At 57.2% G+C, this 17,440-nt stretch carries 13 protein-coding genes; 7 read left to right on the forward strand and 6 right to left on the reverse strand.

Annotated elements, in window-relative coordinates; all coding sequences use genetic code 11:
- Nucleotides 1–172: 172 nt before the first annotated feature.
- From ACFPM8_RS06560 to ACFPM8_RS06580, 5 genes are all read right to left on the reverse strand, one after another.
- Entirely contained in the window at nucleotides 173–1,141 is a 969-nt protein-coding gene (locus ACFPM8_RS06560) for a PDR/VanB family oxidoreductase (protein WP_378996261.1), read from the reverse strand.
- Between the two features lie 47 nt (nucleotides 1,142–1,188).
- Nucleotides 1,189–1,908: an MOSC domain-containing protein gene (locus ACFPM8_RS06565; RefSeq protein ID WP_378996264.1), complete on the reverse strand. Its 720-nt coding sequence runs from the start codon at nucleotides 1,906–1,908 to the stop codon at nucleotides 1,189–1,191.
- A gap of 134 nt (nucleotides 1,909–2,042) precedes the next feature.
- Nucleotides 2,043–2,756 (reverse strand): glutamine amidotransferase, encoded by a 714-nt coding sequence (locus ACFPM8_RS06570; protein WP_378996266.1) that lies wholly within the window; start codon nucleotides 2,754–2,756, stop codon nucleotides 2,043–2,045.
- A gap of 242 nt (nucleotides 2,757–2,998) precedes the next feature.
- Nucleotides 2,999–4,027, reverse strand: a complete 1,029-nt coding sequence (locus ACFPM8_RS06575; RefSeq protein ID WP_378996268.1) for a diiron oxygenase — start codon at nucleotides 4,025–4,027, stop codon at nucleotides 2,999–3,001.
- Between the two features lie 44 nt (nucleotides 4,028–4,071).
- Nucleotides 4,072–5,289, reverse strand: coding sequence for an LVIVD repeat-containing protein (locus tag ACFPM8_RS06580; RefSeq protein ID WP_378996270.1), 1,218 nt, complete (start codon nucleotides 5,287–5,289; stop codon nucleotides 4,072–4,074).
- 722 nt (nucleotides 5,290–6,011) lie between these two features.
- On the opposite strand from ACFPM8_RS06580, the gene imuA reads away from it, so the two are divergent.
- Genes imuA through ACFPM8_RS06595 form a run of 3 tightly spaced genes read left to right on the forward strand, consistent with a single transcriptional unit; the run spans nucleotide 6,012 to nucleotide 11,342 of the window.
- Nucleotides 6,012–6,758, forward strand: coding sequence for a translesion DNA synthesis-associated protein ImuA (gene imuA / locus ACFPM8_RS06585; protein ID WP_378996272.1), 747 nt, complete (start codon nucleotides 6,012–6,014; stop codon nucleotides 6,756–6,758).
- Nucleotides 6,691–8,175, forward strand: coding sequence for a Y-family DNA polymerase (locus ACFPM8_RS06590; protein ID WP_378996274.1), 1,485 nt, complete (start codon nucleotides 6,691–6,693; stop codon nucleotides 8,173–8,175). Before imuA ends, ACFPM8_RS06590 begins: the two co-directional genes overlap by 68 nt.
- Nucleotides 8,176–8,189: 14 nt before the next feature.
- Nucleotides 8,190–11,342, forward strand: coding sequence for an error-prone DNA polymerase (locus tag ACFPM8_RS06595; RefSeq protein WP_378996276.1), 3,153 nt, complete (start codon nucleotides 8,190–8,192; stop codon nucleotides 11,340–11,342).
- A gap of 222 nt (nucleotides 11,343–11,564) precedes the next feature.
- Here the strand turns inward: ACFPM8_RS06595 and ACFPM8_RS06600 are convergent, their stop codons facing one another.
- Complete coding sequence (locus ACFPM8_RS06600) at nucleotides 11,565–12,158, reverse strand: hypothetical protein (protein ID WP_378996278.1); 594 nt, start codon at nucleotides 12,156–12,158, stop codon at nucleotides 11,565–11,567.
- Nucleotides 12,159–13,267: 1,109 nt separating this feature from the next.
- Here ACFPM8_RS06600 and gspG point away from each other — a divergent pair.
- The 4 genes from gspG to ACFPM8_RS06620 are packed head-to-tail and all read left to right on the forward strand — an operon-like array spanning nucleotide 13,268 to nucleotide 17,431.
- Entirely contained in the window at nucleotides 13,268–13,732 is a 465-nt protein-coding gene (gspG, locus tag ACFPM8_RS06605; protein WP_378996280.1) for a type II secretion system major pseudopilin GspG, read from the forward strand.
- Between the two features lie 9 nt (nucleotides 13,733–13,741).
- Nucleotides 13,742–14,965, forward strand: coding sequence for a type II secretion system F family protein (locus ACFPM8_RS06610; protein ID WP_378996282.1), 1,224 nt, complete (start codon nucleotides 13,742–13,744; stop codon nucleotides 14,963–14,965).
- Nucleotides 14,966–14,970: 5 nt separating this feature from the next.
- Nucleotides 14,971–16,668 (forward strand): GspE/PulE family protein, encoded by a 1,698-nt coding sequence (locus tag ACFPM8_RS06615; RefSeq protein WP_378996284.1) that lies wholly within the window; start codon nucleotides 14,971–14,973, stop codon nucleotides 16,666–16,668.
- Nucleotides 16,649–17,431 (forward strand): hypothetical protein, encoded by a 783-nt coding sequence (locus ACFPM8_RS06620; protein WP_378996286.1) that lies wholly within the window; start codon nucleotides 16,649–16,651, stop codon nucleotides 17,429–17,431. Before ACFPM8_RS06615 ends, ACFPM8_RS06620 begins: the two co-directional genes overlap by 20 nt.
- Nucleotides 17,432–17,440 lie beyond the last annotated feature (9 nt).

Raw genomic sequence — 17,440 nt, forward strand, 5'->3', positions numbered from 1 at the left:
GCAGTCCTAATAATATGAGTCCCGCCAAAACATGTCAAGCATTTCGTATAAACAAATTCGGTAGCCGCGCGTTCCGCTTGACTTGCCCGCTACACCGAGCGAGCAGGGATGGCTTTGACCGCATTCACCCCTGCTGCACACGGCGCCGGATCGTGCTCGCCCCTGCTGCGCGCTACAGGTCCAGCACCAGAAGTTTGCTCTTCGCCCTGGAGCAACAGGCGATCACCTGGTTGTTGGCGCATCGTTCTTGCTCGGTAAGGAACTGGTCGCGGTGATCGGGTATGCCGTCGACTACCGTGGTCAGGCAAGTACCGCAGATTCCCTGCTCACAGGAGGTCGCAATCGCGATCCCGTGTTTGCCGAGCGCGGTGACGATGGTTTCGTTCGCGGCAACCGCATAGATCTTCCCTGTACTGGCAATCTGGATCTCGAATCCGGCATCGGCCGAGCTGCCCGCGGCGATTTCGGCTGAAAAATATTCCGTGTGCAAATTGGCGGCGTCCCAACCTTGCCGTTTTGCGGTATTCATCACCGCGTCGATGAATGGCTTGGGGCCGCAGACATAAACATGCACGCCCGGCTGCGGGCTACGCAGCGTGTGCTCGAGGTCGATGTATTGTTCCGGCGACTCATCATCGAAATGACAATGCACCTGATGCGAAAAATCGGAGTTTGAAATGCGATCGAGGAAGGCCGTGCGATTGCGCGACCGGGTGCAGTAATGCATTTCAAAATCGGTCCGGCTCAGCGCCAGTTGTTCAGCCATGCTCAGAATCGGGGTAATGCCGATCCCGCCGGCAAACAGCAAGGCCTTGCTGGTGTTCTCGGCCAGCGCGAACAGATTTTTCGGCTTGCTGATGGTAATCAAATCGCCTTCCCTGACCCGGTCATGTATCGCCTGCGAGCCGCCGCGCGAACGTTCGTCGCGCAATATGCCCAACAGATACCTATGGCGCTCTTCCGGGCTGTTGCAAAGGGAATATTGACGCACCAAGCCATCGCTTATGTGGACGTCGATATGCGAGCCGGCAGTAAAAATCGGCAGATTATTGTGCGCCGGGTCCACCAGTTCAATGGCGCAGATCCCCTGCGCCACAGTCGTCTTTTTCTTTACCACCACGGTCAACATTGATTGAGTCATTTCTTTATTTACCTTCTCTGCGTTGGATGAGATAGATCATGATCCGGTTAACCAGCTGCACCGCTTTCGACACCGGTCAGACGCGGCGACCAATCCTCGACGGCCCCTCTTTCCAGCCGCTTTTGCGCCAGTTGCCGCCATGAGAAACTGAGCGGAGCGAGATTGGCAATGCCGACCAAGGATGGTTTGTGCATTCTGGTTGCGTCGCCGTAGAGCGTCTCCAGAAGCTTGATCAGCGTCCAGTTGGGGCAAGGCCGATCTTCCAGCAAGAAGCAATCGCCGGCGGCAATCAGCCCAGTCTCCAGCACGCGGTAATACCATCCGGTCAGACGTGTTTTTTGAACCAGCGCGGCCATATCGTTGCGGCCAAAACGATGATTGAGTTTCCAGCATGGCTGCCGCGCCTGGGATATTTGCAACAGTGCAGTTCCTACGCGATAGATATCGCCGACGCAGCAGTTGTGTTCGGTCATGCCGACGGTGCTGATGTTCTCGCCGAATGCGCCCGGCCGACTGAGGACAGGGATTTCTCCGCACACGTCTATCCAGCTCGCATAGTGCTCGTATGGATAGTGATGCACGGCTTTTTCCGGTCCGCCATGACGCACCAGATCCCCTTGTTCATCGCCTTGCAAGCCGGTGTGACCGACAATTTGCGCGGCTTGGCAAGGATGCTTATCGATACCGCTGATGGCGCCGCTGTCATTCAACGGCACCGCCTTGCCGGTCAACAGGGTGACAATACTTACCGCATTATTTTCTGTCATAAGAGCTTCTTCTTTAAGCATAAAACCTTTGAGAGCTGGACCAGTCAGTTGCATGGCTGGACATGCTATGCGCCATGTCCAGCCATGCCCTCCAACTATTGACAACACTCGTTAAAGCTTGGCTTGCGGGGTATTCAGGCCAGAGAAACTTGTTCCAGCCATGCTGCGAAAAACTGCTTTGCCTGCCCTTCCAGGTGCGCGGCATGACTCGCGGTATCGGCCCGCAAATCGTTGACAGTGACGCCTTGTGCATTCGCGATTTCGCATGCATGACCGATCAGCCAGGCTTCGATGCTGTTGGCCAGTACTTCGGCATGGAACTGCAAGCCGAGTACATTTTTGCCGTATGAAAAAGCCTGGTTCTTGCACAATTTGGTAGACGCCAGATGCACCGCGCCTTCGGGCAGATCGAAGGTATCGCCGTGCCAATGGAGCACGGAGGTAGGTGCTTGGCCCAAAAAGGACAGCGGCGAGTCTTTGCCGGCATCCGACAGAGTCAGCGGCGACCAGCCGATTTCTTTGTAGCCGCCGGAATAAACCTTTGAGCCGAGCGCGGAGGCAATCAACTGCGCGCCCAAGCAGATACCCAGCGTCGGCTTCTTTTGCGCCAATCGGTTTTGCAGAACGCCTATTTCCTGCCGCAGACAAGGATAGTGCGCGGTTTCATACACCCCTATCGGTCCGCCCAGCACAACCAGCAGCTCGGGGTCGACTTCAGCGACATGCTGATAGAGATTGTCTTCTGTCGCTTCCAGATATTGAATGGAAAAACCTTTGTCTCTCAGAACCTGCTCGAAGGAACCGAGATTTTCAAAATGTACGTGACGTATTGCAATGGCTGTTTTCATATTTAGCTAACCGATCCTATCTAATAAATTCCTGTCCGATTTCACAGGTTTGCAAAGTAATTCTTTTACCGTAACCTTCATTTTGTTCTGGTTATGAACCGGCAGCGCCAGGCTGCCGGTCATAACGTCAATAGAAAAGGAAGGCCATGAATTCCAGTGCAACGACTTTCCTTAGGGCCGCACTCTGGAAAAAATGCTGGACTTCATTTTCGTTTCAACATGCTCTCCGGCTTGCGCCGAAATCAACCCAGCAAGCCTTGTTTTGCGAAACTGTCCCGGCCTACTTTGGTATCGAGCATGCCGATCTCGGATGCCAGCGAAACGATGCCGGCATAGTCGAGTGCGGCAAGATCGACTTCATGTTGATCCCTGCATTCCTGGATCATTGCTTCAGCATCTGGAAAATTAATTTGCTGCAACAAGGACAGCCAGACGTCCAGTTCCCGGTCCGCGAACCAGACCACGGGACGCGGCAGGATGTCGGCGCAAAAGGCTTGCTGGGCCTCTGTCAAGTTGTAGAAATAGAGCTTTCCAAAAGATCTGAATAACGGGCTGTGCGACATTTCGTCATGGCGGTGGGCCTCGACGGTTTGTCGGTTGAATGACTGGATTTCCTGATTCTCACTGAGTAAATGGAGGTAGTCGCTGATGAAGATTTCAGAAACCACTGCGGTGCAAAATTGAATCATCTGCCGCTGCCACGCGTGCTCCATCTGTGCTTGCATTTGCTTCATATAGCCGACCAGGTGAAATTGCGGCACATGCAGCGTATCCATGCCGCGCCAGCGCTTGGTCAAGCGATTGGCCTCTTCCACCAAATGCAGATGATAGGCCTCATCCACCATGGTTTCCGATGCCGCCAGCTGTGCTTCCGGGTCATCCAGTCCGGGCAGCCGTCCCGCAGTAATATCGGAGCAGGCAGGCGCAACGATTTCGGTTTCGATCTGTACGGTTTTGGCGTTGTACATAATCCAGCCGCAAGTCAGCACCTTGGATTTCATTTCCTTGGACGCGCTTAAGTACCGCGCCTGGTCTTTGAAGGGCAGCAGCTCTTCAAGGAAATCTTCCTTGTTTTCTTCGAAAATCGGGACGAGTTCTTCTTTCTTTACTCGCGCTCGATTAGGCCATGTTTTGGCAAATGCGCTCAGCATGCGTTTACTGCGTGAGACGTCATTTGACAGTGTTGATACGTCGTCGTTAAAGGCAATCATGATGTCTAAAATTCCAATGAGTGATGTTGCTAAAGAAACCGAAGGGCGGAAGCGAATCACCTGCTCACTCGTCGCCTGACTTGATACGACCGACCCCGGTGAATTTATCTATTCCTTCCCGCGGCAAATTCACCGTGGAACATTTCCAGGCCATCGGCTTTCGAGAAGACCTTGACCACCTTGTCTGTCTTGGTATCGATTTTGATCAGATAGTTGGAAATGAAGCTGGAAACAAAAACAAAGTCGCCGTCCAGCATCGCAGAAGCGGTATGCGCATTGCGGAAGTCGGCCGGCAACTCGCCATCGCCTGGAGACAGGCGTTTGATGAGCTTCGGCTGGCTCTGCTTACTGATATCCCAGATGGAAATGTAACCGTCACGACCGTAGTCGCCTTTCGGTGCATTCGTTTTTTCGCCCCAGGAGTCTTCTTCCGCGACATACATCTTGTTACCGACAATGGCGATATCCGACGGCGAACGCAACAGTCCATCTTTGGTGCCGTAGCCGGAAGTGGAGGCAGTGCCGATCACGCGTTTGGCGGTGCCTTCCTGAACGTCGATCAGCCAGACGCTAGGTTCAATGATTTTGAAGCCTTTGGGCGTAGTCGAAGTCGCGCCTTTTTGCATCGTCCCCATGTAGGCATAGCGATCATTCAACCACACCGCGTAGTGGGCAAACGCGCCATAGCTTTTACCTTCGCCAAGATGGATTTTCTTCGTGACTTTGATTGCTCCAGTCTCGCGATTCGGCGTGTAAACACGCAAATCGCTCATGTCGTAGTCGTAGCCGACGCCGAGACCGACCGTGCCGGCGTCGTTGAAGTTGACACCGTGTGTTTGACGGGTAAGGTCATGATCGCGATAGAGAACTTTTTGTTCCAGTTTTCCATCCGGCTGGACTTCGAAGCCGCGAATACGGTCATCCGTGTAATGCGTCAAATAGACGAATTTCGAATGAGGCAGGATAGTCGGCGCATGCGTCTGCGTGTACAACGGGCGCGACCACGGCATGATCGGCTGATTCTTGTCGGTTTGCGTCACGGCTGGGAAACTGGAACGCGTTCCAGAGGGATCCAGTTCGAGAGTCTGAAGAATCTCGGCATTCACCATGTGATTGGCCCAGTCAACCATGCCCAGCTTGACCGCGACCACGGCTGCCTTGAAAGGCGGCACCGCATCAGTCGTCACATACGCGGTCTTTTCGTCCGAAGCGATCATCGTGTGCTGGCAAGTTGCAGGGTTCCAGCCACGCAGTTGCGGCAACATCACTTTCGCCATTTCATCCGTGTCTGAATTGATCAGGATAAGTTCACAATGCATCATATTCACGGCTGACAAAATATGATGGGCAAACGCTGGGGACGACATCTGAAGCGCAATACCGACTGCTGCTGCAAGTACTGTCTTACGTGACGCGAATTGGCTGAATTTCATTACAGTTCCTTTAGGTAAACAATGTAAATAAATTTCGTAATCCTAACGGCATATCATTAATGCCACATGTATTATGGATTGCTAAGTGTTTATGTTGAGCAATTATTTTGATATATTTTTTTCTATCGTTTTTTGCTTCTTAATGGTGAAAATCTATTTTGATTTGCACCATAGTGGTGCTAGGCAGCTTGGCGATACCGCTGAAACCCTTATATTTACTTGGGTTTACGTCAAATTGGAAGAGTGGATTTGTTGACTGTGCGACAGCAAATGACGCACCAAAATCCAGCGTTCGCGGCATGGGGTGCAAGAAAGACAATTGAAGTAAATTGCCAATTAGATATTTTATTTATATTTCGTACTGCAGATTATCTTGATTTAACATGAATGTATTTTGCTGTACTGCAATGTAAAACTGGATGCCAACTCATGCTAAAACCAAGATGCAAGAGTTTGATTTCAGCTGTTGCTCACAATGCAAAACCAAGCATTTCACGTATATAGCGCGTCAGCTTCCATTACCAAATCACATAAGCATCCAAGCATTTATACTGTATATTTGTACAGTATAAATCGGCGATTAATGTCGCCGCTGTCACTTGGAGGCTGCCATGTCGGCGCAACTATCAACACTTTCCACGGCCGCGCAACAGCTCGTTTCGCACATGCCGCATGCGATTTGGCGTGCCGATCAAATGGGCTCGTATGCCACTGGCGTCACCGCGTCCGGCCATCCTGCGCTGGATGCCGAACTCCCCAATCACGGCTGGCCGGCCGCTACCTTGATCGAACTGCTATTGCAGCAGACCGGGATCGGTGAAATGCAATTGCTGCGGCCGGCGCTGGCGACTATCGCGCAACAGCGCCGCATCGTCTTGGTGCAGCCGCCGCACGCACCGCACATCGCAGCCTGGCTGGGATCGGGCTTGCCGCCGGAACGCCTGCTATGGATTAAAACCGCACGCAGCGCGGATGCCTTATGGAGCGCCGAACAGGTCTTGCGCAATGGCAGTTGCGGTGCGGTGCTGCTCTGGCAGACGCAGGTGCGGTCCGAAGCCTTACGCCGGCTGCATCTGGCGGCACAAGGCGGCGACACCGTGTTCTGGATGTTCCGTCCGCTGACGACGGCGCAAGATGCATCCCCCTCCCCGCTGCGGCTTGGATTGCGCCCCGCGCGTGCCGGCATCGAGATTGACTTGATCAAGCGGCGTGGGCCGCACGCCGCGCAAACGCTCTACCTGCCGCTGGCCGCCATGCCATCGGCTCCCGCAACCATACCCCCCGTTCGCCATGCGCTTTTGGATCAGCGTGCATCTGCCGCTATTAGCACTCGAAACCTTGCGCCCGCGCTGGTCTGAACCCGGCCCGCATGTCGTGCTTGAGCGCGAACAAGTGCTGGCGGTCTCTGCCGACGCAGCAGCGTATGGCGTGCATCTCGGCATGCGGCGCGGCGGGGTCGCCGCGATCGCACCCGCTGCGGTGCTGCATGAACGCGATGCAGTCAGGGAACAGCAAGCGCTCGACAGCATCGCATTGGCGCTGCTGCAATACACGCCGGAAGTCGCGCATGCGGAAGAGTCCAGCTTCGTGCTGGATGTCAGCGCCAGTCTGCGCGCCTTTGGCGGCCGGCTGGCACTGCTGCACCTGGTGCGCGCCACTGTCGGCGCTCTCGGTTTTACCGTACGCATCGGCAGCGCCCCCACGGCGCAAGGCGCGTGCATGCTGGCGCACTATGCCGGCACCAGGCAGACGTCGAAATGCCGCCGCAGCATCAAGCTCGGCACCATGACGCGCAGGATCGATCGGCTACCGTTCGAGGTCTTGCCCGCCGCGCGCCCTTACCGCGATTTGCTGGACGGTATCGGCTGCCGCAGCATCGGCGATCTGCGCCAGCTGCCGCGGGCCGGCTTGCAGCGCCGCACCGACCAATCCGTCCTCAACGCCATCGACCGCGCCTATGGCCAGGCGACCGAATTGTTCGACTGGGTGCAAGCGCCGCTGACATTCTCGGCAAAACTGGAATTGCCAGACCGGGTTGAACATGCGGAAGCGCTACTGTTTGCCGCACGCCGCCTGATCTTGCAGATGACCGGCTGGCTGGTCAGCCGGCAACTGGCGGTGTCGCGTTACGTCCTGTTGCTGGAACACGAACGCGGCCGTCAGGCGATTGCGCCGACAGCGGTCGAGATCATGCTGGCCGAACCCGCATGGCATGAAGAACATCTGCTCAGGTTATTGAAAGAACGCCTGGGCCGGGTCGAACTGAGCGCCCCGGTCATCGGCTTGCGGCTCGAAGCGGTACAGGTGACGACTATGCTGCCGCCGACGGCGACGCTGTTTCCGGAACCTGGATCGTCAAGCGCCGACTTCCATCGCTTGCTTGAATTACTCACCGCACGCTTGGGCCGTGACAACGTGCTGCTACCCGCCCCGGTAGCAGATCATCGTCCGGAGCGATGTAATGCTTGGGCGCCTGCAGGCACGGCTAAAAAAGCATCAGCGCAAGTTCCATTTCCATTGCCGGCCGGGATCGCGCGTCCGTTCTGGCTGCTGGAACAACCGATCGCACTGCCGTTGCGCGAGCACCGGCCGTTTTATGGTTCGCAGTTGCGCCTGATCAGCGGACCGGAGCGGATTGAAGCTGGCTGGTGGGACGGTGCGCTGGCCGTGCGCGATTACTTTGTCGCGCAAGGAGATGAAAACGCCTGCTACTGGATTTACCGCGAACGCGCCGACCAGGATGCGCGTTGGTATTTGCACGGGCTGTTCGCGTAAGTTGAGGCGTGACGATGACGACCATTCCTTCCATCATCCAGACCTTGCCCGCCTATGCGGAACTGCAGTGCGTGAGCAATTTCAGCTTCCTGCGCGGCGCGTCGCATGCGGAAGAGTTGGTGCAGCGCGCAGTGGAATTGGGCTACGCGGCGCTGGCGATCACCGACGAGTGCTCGGTCGCCGGCGTGGTGCGCGCGCATGGCGCCGCCAAAGGACAAAATCTGCAGCTGATCATCGGCAGCCAATTCACGCTGTCCAATCAGGATGGCAGCCCGGACTTGTCGCTGATCCTGCTGGCGCAAAACCGGGAAGGCTACGGCAACCTGTGCGAGCTGATCACGCATGGCCGCACCCATGCCGACAAAGGCAGTTACCTGCTGCGGCGACAGGATCTAGCCGCGCCGCCGCAAGCGGACATCGCCCATCTGCGCGGCATGCCGGATTGCCAGGCGATCCTGACGCCGGCATATGGCGCCAGCGCCGACGATATCAGTGCGCAAGCGGCATGGATCGCCGCCACGTTTGCAGGACGCGCTTCGATCGCCTTGACATCCTTGCTGCGTTCCAACGATGAACAACACCGCGCCAGCGTCGAAACAGCGGCTGCCCGACATCGCTTGCCGCTGGTCGCCACCGGCGATGTCTGCATGCATGTGCGGTCGCGCAAGCCGTTGCAGGACACCTTGACCGCGATCCGGCTGGGCCGGCCGGTTGCCGCATGCGGCTTTGAGCTGGCGCCGAATGCGGAACAGCATCTGCGGGCGCGGATCCGGCTCGCCAACCTGTATCCGGCGGCGGCGCTGGCGCAAACGATACGGATTGCGCAACGATGCACGTTCTCGCTCGACGAACTGCGCTATGAATATCCGGATGAGCTGGTGCCGGCGGGACAAACCGCTGCCAGCTATCTGCGAACGGAAACCTATATCGGCGCACGCCGGCGCTTTCCGGCCGGCATACCGGCGAAGGTCGAATCGCAAATCGAACATGAGCTCGAACTGATTGCCGACATGCGCTATGAGCCGTATTTCCTGACGGTGTACGACATCGTTCGCTTCGCCCGTGCCGAACGCATTCTGTGCCAGGGCCGGGGCTCTGCGGCCAATTCGACGGTCTGCTATTGCCTCGGCATCACCGAAGTCGATCCGGCGCGCGGCGATTTGCTATTCGAGCGCTTCATCAGCAGGGAACGCAATGAGCCGCCCGACATCGATGTCGATTTCGAGCACCAGCGGCGCGAAGAAGTCATTCAATACATCTATAACAAATACGGCCGGCTGCGAGCGGCATTGACCGCCGTCGTCATCAGCTATCGGCCGCGCAGCGTGCTGCGCGATGTCGGCAAAGCGCTCGGCGTCGATAGCACGGTGGTTGAACAGATCGCCAAATCGCACCGCTGGTGGGATGGCGAGTTATCCAAACATTTTCTCGCCGCCGGCCTCGATCCCGATTCGCCGGTTGCCCAATTGTGGCTGACGCTGTCGGCCACATTGCGGAACTTTCCGCGTCATTTGTCGCAACACCCGGGCGGCTTCGTCATCGCTCGCGGCAAGTTGTCGCGGCTGGTCCCGATCGAAAGCGCAGCGATGGCCGATCGCAGCGTGGTGCAGTGGGATAAAGACGATCTGGATGCGCTTGGCTTGTTGAAAATCGACGTCCTGGCGCTGGGCATGCTGACCACCCTTCGGCGCGCACTCGACCTGGTGGCCGAGCAGCGCGGCCAGCCGTTTGGCTTGGCCGACATTCCTGCCGAAGATCCGGCTACCTACGACATGATCTGCCGGGCCGATACGGTGGGCGTGTTCCAGATTGAAAGCCGGGCCCAGATGACCATGCTGCCAAGACTGAAGCCGCGAACCTATTACGACCTGGTGATCGAGGTCGCGATCGTCCGACCGGGGCCGATCCAGGGCGGCATGGTCCATCCGTATCTGCGCCGGCGGCAAGGTTTGGAGCCGGTCACGTATCCGAGTGCGGACATGAAAACAGCCCTGTCGCGCACCCTGGGCGTGCCGATTTTCCAGGAACAGGTGATGCAGGTGGCGATGCTGGCGGGCGGCTTTACGGCGGGCGAAGCCGATCAGTTGCGGCGTGCGATGGCGGCCTGGAAGCGCAAGGGCGGACTGGAAAAATTCCAGGGCAAATTGATCAACGGCATGCTGCAACGCGGCTATACAGAACAATTTGCCGCGTCTATCTATGAACAAATTCAGGGCTTTGCCGAATATGGTTTCCCCGAGAGCCACTCGGCAAGCTTTGCGCTGCTCGCCTATGCCAGTTCCTGGCTCAAGTGTCACGAACCGGCCGCCTTCCTGGCCGCGTTATTGAATAGCCAGCCGATGGGATTTTATTCGCCGTCGCAACTGGTGCAGGATGCGCGCCGTCACCAAATCGAGGTGCGTCCAGTGGATGTGTGCATCAGCAATTGGGAGGCGACACTGGAACCGCAAAAACCGTCGCAAGCGGCGGTCCGGCTGGGACTGAACAATGTGCAGGGCATGTCACGCGAGGCCGCACGCCGCATCGAACAGGCGCGATCAATCCGGCCGTTCGCCGATCTCGACGACATGGCGGCCAGAGCGCAACTGACGCGCGCGGATTTACAGGTATTGGCTGCGGCGAATGCATTGGAACAATTGGCCGGCCATCGGCGCCAGGCGCTGTGGCAAGCGGCGGTGGCGACGCCCGACAAAGGCATCCTGCAATATGCGCCGGTGCGCGAAGCGGAAGTAACGCTTGCCGCGCCGACCGAAGCGCAAAACATCGTTGCTGATTACCAGGCATTGGGGCTGACGCTGGGACGGCATCCGCTGGCCCTGCTGCGCCCGACTCTCGCAAAAAGACGTTTTTTGCCGGCAGAGGTTCTAAACACCTTCGTGACGGGGCAATGCGCCCGCGGCTGCGGCATCGTGACGGTAAGGCAAAGGCCGGAGACGGCCAAAGGCACCATGTTTGTAACGCTGGAAGATGAGACCGGCCCGCTCAACGTGATTGTGTGGCCGCGACTGGTGGAAAGGCAAAGGCAGGAATTGCTCGGCTCAACGCTGCTTGGCGTTTACGGCATTTGGCAATGCGAAAGCAATGTGAGAAGTCTTGTGGCGAAAAGACTGGTGGATCTATCGTATCTATTGGGTGGCTTGACAACGACTAGCAGGGATTTTGCCTAGCCGAGCAATGATGTTGGCATGCGTCAAGAACCCCATGGTTCCCGCTTTATCGGCGGGAGCCATGGATGCAGGGTTCAATTTGTCATAGACAAGAACGCCTCTAAAAACCGTAGCGAGCGGCCCAAGGTCGGGGAGACGATGTTGCAACACCTGCAGCCGTACGGAGCGGGCGAGCATCGCAGCCCCGAGATTGGGTCGCGCAGTAGGTTTTTAGAGGTCGCTTTAAGCAACTGCTCGATCGAATCGTCCGTTCCCCATGTTGTTCTTCGCCCACATCGTCAAAAGAAGCATCGTGAAGAAACCGCCGGCGATCAGAACCGGGTAAGCCGCCAGCAATTGCACCAGCGAATACTTCCAGGCAAGCGGACGACCGACACCCAGCATCGCGGCATAGAACCAGGACACGCCGGATACCGCACCGGTGAACAGCGCCAACGTGCGCTGGCTGAACGAGAGCTTCAGCAAGGAACCGGCTTTTTGCAAGGCCGGCATCACGGTGCTGTGCAACAGGAAACCATTGATGGTCAATAGCACCACGATGGTGATTTTTGCCTGCATTTTCGGATTAAGGAAATAGACCAATCCTTTACCGGACACATCCATCCAAACAATCGCAATCCCCGTAATCCAGAGTGCTATGAGAGAGAGAGAAACCGTTTTTTTAAGATCGGCAAGATGGGTATTGTCGCTGTGATCCAACGCATCACCGTTGATGAGTTGCTTGATCATGGCAATGTCGCTGGTCAGAACAAGTCCGATTGCCACACAACAAGCGATAAGATGAGCGTAAACGATCCCGAGGCGCAATAATTCCATAAAAACTCCTTGTTTCAGTAATGAAATAATGTAATAATTCAATCACATTTTAATTTGTAAGATAACTTAACTATTGCTCAAGATTTTAGAGGGTCTGAATAGCAATAATTTGAGTCGTAAAATGGTATTTAGCTATTGCCAAACTCCATCAGAAAACATTGAAGTGTCGGTTTGCCTCCCCCCTTTTATAGAAAATTGAAAACACTTTGCCCACGCAATAAAAATTGCACGGCATTACTTTTAATTTGAGTGTGTGTACTCAAGGATCGAGCGCTGGCACGTGGACGAGGCTTCGTGTGCCGCTCTTTTCAGGTTATAGAAAACTGAATTGGTCCCGTTTGTAATTAATTGGATTTTCACCAGCAAGGCATCAGTCCCCACTGGCTCGCATTGACATCAATAACTCCTCCGATGTCAACATCCAATTTACGGCAGTGCAAATTGCCCGATCTTTTTACAACAATCCTGGCTGCACAGCGCTTTTGATGAGTCAAACTCATTGCGGATGTATCAAGGCTCTGCTACAAAAAAAGGCCATTATACCCGCTACTTCCTCATCTGCCTAAAAAATAATCAGATAATTCTGATTTCCTCCTGTTTTACCAGTCATCTCCCGCCGGTTTCGCTCTCTTCAACTCCACAGCAATCGAGCTCCCGCCCCTCGACATGAAAGCCGGCAAGAGTCGCAAAGGACGATCACACCCTCCCTCACAGAACGTCCGAAAACCAAACGAAAACCTGCAAAAACTCCGTCATTGCCATGCCCCACCCGCCAGGACGAGGGACCTTACTACATTGCCGGTAGGGGGATTACTACTTCGGGCTCACTCCAAAAAAGGGCGATTACTACTACGCGCAGTGTGCAAATAAGGGGGCTTACTACTTTGCGCCCTACCCGAAAAAGGAAGCGCCCTACTTTAGGCTCATGCAAGCCAATACCCACGTTGACAAACAGGGATATTAAATTACAATCAAATTGCATTTAAGACAAATAACTGAGACCTGAACCGGGTCCGGCAGCTTCGCAGGCATTTGCGGGAAAAACACCGCGTAATGATGCACTACTTGTTTGCCCACCGGGGTGGGTCTGTAGTTCAGGGAGAAGGATCATGACCCGTACCGCCATCTGTGGCGCACAGCGTCTTGTGCCTGTTCGCAGCAATCGGCACACCGGCTTTACGCTGCTGGAACTGCTGGTCGTGATCGTCATCATCGGCCTGCTTGCGGGTATTGTCACCCCCCGCTATTTCGAGCAGCTGGGTAAATCCAATACCAAGATTGCACGCGCCCAGATCGATTCCATAGGCAAGGCCCTCGACCAGTATCGGCTGGATATAGGGCGCTACCCCACCACCGAGCAAGGTCTGCAGGCGCTATCCATCAAACCCAATAACGAAGAGAAATGGCAAGGCCCGTATCTGCAAAAGGCCGTGCCCAGCGATCCATGGAGCCGCGATTATCTCTATAAATCGCCGGGTGATCACGACGAATACGATCTGAGCTCACTCGGGGCCGACGGTCAAGTTGGCGGCACCGGTGAAAATGCCGATGTCGGCTCCTGGCTGCCGCGCTAGGAGAGCGACATGGGCGATCCGCGCATGCTCGAGTTCGATATCGTGGCGAAAGCCCCAGCCGGCATCATGCGCACTCTGCGCATTGCGGCGCTGGATGCGGAGCTGGCAACCCGCCTGGCGGAGCGCGACGGTCTGCGCGTGCTGTCCTGCAAGCCGCGCCCCGGCGGATTTTCCCGGATCGGCCGACGCAAAAACGCACTCAGTCGCGTGCGCCTGGATGTCGCCCTGTTCGCGCATGAACTCGGCTCGCTGCTGGACGCCGGATTGGGCATCATCGACGCGATCGAAACACTGGCCGAAAAAGAGCGCTCATCCGAAACCAGCCGTGTCCTGGCGCGCCTGGTACTGTCGCTGAAAGAAGGACGCAGCCTGTCTTCGGTGATGGGCGATCGGCCGGACGTGTTCCCGCAATTGCTGATTGCCACCATCGCCGCCAGCGAGCAGACCGGCGACATGGCGGCCGCGCTGCGCCGCTACTCGGCCAACTTTGAAACCCTGCGCGGGATTCGATCCAAGGCCATCAGCGCCGCGGTGTATCCGCTGATGTTGCTTGGGGTCGGCTTCCTGGTTGTGCTGTTTCTGCTGGGCGTGGTGGTGCCCAAATTCTCGGTTTTAATCGAAAGCTCGCGCGGCGATATCCCGTTCGCGTCGCAGATCCTGATCGGCATCGGCAAAACCATCCACGCCCATCCGCAAATGATGGCCGCCGCCGTTGTCACCCTCTTGATAACGCTGGTCTGGAGCATTCGCCACGCCGCCAACGCCAACTGGAACCTGCCGGTGCTGGAGCGGCTACCGCTGATCGGCGCGCTGATCCACATGTTCCGCCATGCGCAGTTCTACCGCACCAGCGGCATGCTGATCGAGGGCGGCATTGCCGCGGTGCGCGCTTTTGAGATGTGCGGTTCGCTGCTCAGTCCCGGCGACCAGCAAAAGCTGCTGCGTGCGGTAGTGTCGATACGCGAAGGGGCGGCCATCGGGCCGGCTTTGCAACGGGCCGGACTGGCCGATTCGGTCGCGCTGCGCATGCTGACCGTGGCGCAACGCACCGGCCAGCTGGCGGAAATCCTGGCGCGCATCGCGACCTTCCAGGAAAGCACGCTGGCGCGCGCGATCGAAGTCACCACCCGCCTGTTCGAACCGGTCCTGATGTTATTCATCGGCCTCATCATCGGCGCCATCGTGGTGCTCATGTATCTGCCTATTTTCGACCTTGCATCCAGCCTCCAGTGAGCATCATGAAAAACGAACCGATTTCACTCAAACGCGTGCTGGATGCCGAATTCATCGTCGAGATGCAGCGCCAATCCAGCTCTGCGCTGAATGCGATCGAACTGATCGCGGAAAGCTTCGGCGCCGATGCCGACGGCTATCTGCAGGCCGCCGCAGCTTACTTCGGCATGGCGCCGGTCACGATAGACGGCATGCGCCTGATGAAACCCGAATTCGACCTGATCTCGTTTGTCGACGCCAACAAAAGGCTCTGCATTGCGTTCACCGACCAGAACAACGAATTGAAGCTGGTCACCGCCGACCCGCTCGACGTGCGCACCCGATCCTGGATTTACGCCCGGCTGCGCAATCGCAGCGCGCAATCGCTGAGCTGGGGCATCGCCACCATCGGCGACCTGCGCTCCTACCTGGTATCGATGGAAAAAACGGTGCGGGCGATGGACTCGATCGGGATTTCCGACACCGTCAACGCCAGCGACAGTGCGGCGCTGTCGATCTCGATCGAAGACATCAGCAGCACCGGCAGTCAAATCGTGCGCCTGGTTAACTCGACCATCTACGACGCTCTGCGCGCCGGCGCCAGCGACATCCATCTCGAAACCCTGTCGCACGGCATGAATATCAAGTACCGCCTGGACGGCGTCCTGACCACGATCAAGCATATCGACGGCAGCGACACCTCCGAGCAGGTGCTGTCGCGCATCAAGGTGATTTCCGAGCTGGATATCGCCGAACGCCGGATTCCGCAGGATGGTCGCTTCAAAGTGCTGGCCGAAACCAGGGAAATAGACCTGCGGGTCTCGATCATGCCCAATCTGTTCGGTGAAGACGCCGTGCTGCGCATCCTGGACCGCTACCACCTGTCGGGCGAACGCCAGACCCTGAGCCTGGAAACCCTCGGCTTCGCCGACTCGGCGATGGCTTTTGTGCGCCGCCTGTCCTTGCTGCCGTACGGATTGCTGCTGGTCACCGGCCCCACCGGCAGCGGTAAGACCACCACCGTGTATGCCGCCATCTCGGAAATCAATACCGGCCTGGACAAAATCGTCACCATCGAAGATCCAGTCGAGTATCAGTTGGCCGGGGTGCTGCAAATCCCCGTCAATGAAAAGAAAGGCCTGACCTTTGCACGCGGCCTGCGCTCCATCCTGCGTCACGATCCGGACAAGATCATGGTGGGCGAGATCCGCGACCCGGAAACCGCGCAAATCGCGGTGCAAGCCGCCCTCACCGGCCACCAGGTGTTCACCACCGTGCACGCCAACAACGTATTTGACGTGATCGGCCGCTTCGCCAATATGGGCGTGGATTCCTACAGCTTCGTGTCGGCCCTCAACGGCATCCTGGCGCAGCGCCTGGTCCGCATCAATTGCCCGCAATGCGCGATCGACGACCAACCGTCGGCCGAGCTGATCCACCGCTCCGGACTTGGCACCGCCGCGCTATCCCGCTTCAACTTCAAACGTAGCCTGGGCTGCGCCCACTGCCGCGGCACCGGCTTTAAAGGACGACGCGCGATTGCCGAAACCTTGTCGCTGGACGACACCCTGCGCGACCTGATGGCGGAACGTGCAGCGCTCTCCAAGATCAAGCACGCGGCACGCCTGGCCGGCCTGAGAACGCTGCGCGAATCGGCCGTCGACCTGGTCGCGGCAGGCATGACCACGCTGGAGGAAATCAATCGTGTTACTCCTGTCGAATAGACCCGCGCAACTGGTGATCGAAGCCGATCAAGTCTCGGCGCAACTGGTCGCTCGCGGCAACCTCAGCGCCGACGTCGTGGTCCCGGTCGCCAAGGAGCACGACGCGATCGGCCGCTACGAGCACATCGCGCAGGCCGTCGGCGATGCCATCATGCAGCTCTCCAGCCAAGCCCCGCACGCGTTGCGCACGCTCAATCTGATCGTCGGCGACAGCTTCGTCTTCTATGACGTGCTGGAAATCGACGCCCGCCGGCTGTCTGCGCCCGAATTGAACCGGATGGCCAGCCTCGGCATGGCCGATACCCTGGGTCTGGATGCGAGCGAATTGCTGATCCGCTGTTCAGTCCAGAAAGGCGGCATGAGCGCGGTCATATGCGGCATCCCGGTGGTCTTGGTGGACGCGATCAAGCGCGCTGTCGGCGACGCCGGATGCAGATTGAACCGGCTGGAACCGGCCTTCGTCGAATTCCTGAATCGCCATCGCTTGCAGCTTAAGCAGCGCCACGCCTTGATCGCACGGCTGCAAAATCATTCGCTGATGCTGGGCCTGCTGCAAGACGGCAACTGGAAAGCATTCAGCGCCGAACGTTTGTCGAAAATCGTCTGGACCGAGTTGCGCGACAACTGCGAGGCCTTTTGCAGCCGCATCTGCGTACCGGATCAGCAGCTGCTGCCTATCCTGTTCGACGCCGACACCGTGGAAATCCCGGTGGAAGCCAGCGAGCGCTGGCACCCTCTGCCGCTCACCAGCGAATTTTCCTAGGAGTCCGCC

The organism is Paraherbaspirillum soli (genome assembly GCF_042654985.1).
In the GTDB taxonomy this organism is placed as follows: Bacteria; Pseudomonadota; Gammaproteobacteria; order Burkholderiales; family Burkholderiaceae_D; genus Paraherbaspirillum; species Paraherbaspirillum soli.

Coding starts and splice junctions, on each gene's coding strand:
- ACFPM8_RS06560 (WP_378996261.1), bottom strand. CDS start 1,141: ATGACTCAATCAATGTTGACCGTGGTGGTAAAGAAAAAGACGACTGTG.
- ACFPM8_RS06565 (WP_378996264.1), bottom strand. CDS start 1,908: ATGACAGAAAATAATGCGGTAAGTATTGTCACCCTGTTGACCGGCAAG.
- ACFPM8_RS06570 (WP_378996266.1), bottom strand. CDS start 2,756: ATGAAAACAGCCATTGCAATACGTCACGTACATTTTGAAAATCTCGGT.
- ACFPM8_RS06580 (WP_378996270.1), bottom strand. CDS start 5,289: ATGATGCATTGTGAACTTATCCTGATCAATTCAGACACGGATGAAATG.
- imuA (WP_378996272.1), top strand. CDS start 6,012: ATGTCGGCGCAACTATCAACACTTTCCACGGCCGCGCAACAGCTCGTT.
- ACFPM8_RS06590 (WP_378996274.1), top strand. CDS start 6,691: ATGCGCTTTTGGATCAGCGTGCATCTGCCGCTATTAGCACTCGAAACC.
- ACFPM8_RS06595 (WP_378996276.1), top strand. CDS start 8,190: ATGACGACCATTCCTTCCATCATCCAGACCTTGCCCGCCTATGCGGAA.
- ACFPM8_RS06600 (WP_378996278.1), bottom strand. CDS start 12,158: ATGGAATTATTGCGCCTCGGGATCGTTTACGCTCATCTTATCGCTTGT.
- gspG (WP_378996280.1), top strand. CDS start 13,268: ATGACCCGTACCGCCATCTGTGGCGCACAGCGTCTTGTGCCTGTTCGC.
- ACFPM8_RS06610 (WP_378996282.1), top strand. CDS start 13,742: ATGGGCGATCCGCGCATGCTCGAGTTCGATATCGTGGCGAAAGCCCCA.
- ACFPM8_RS06615 (WP_378996284.1), top strand. CDS start 14,971: ATGAAAAACGAACCGATTTCACTCAAACGCGTGCTGGATGCCGAATTC.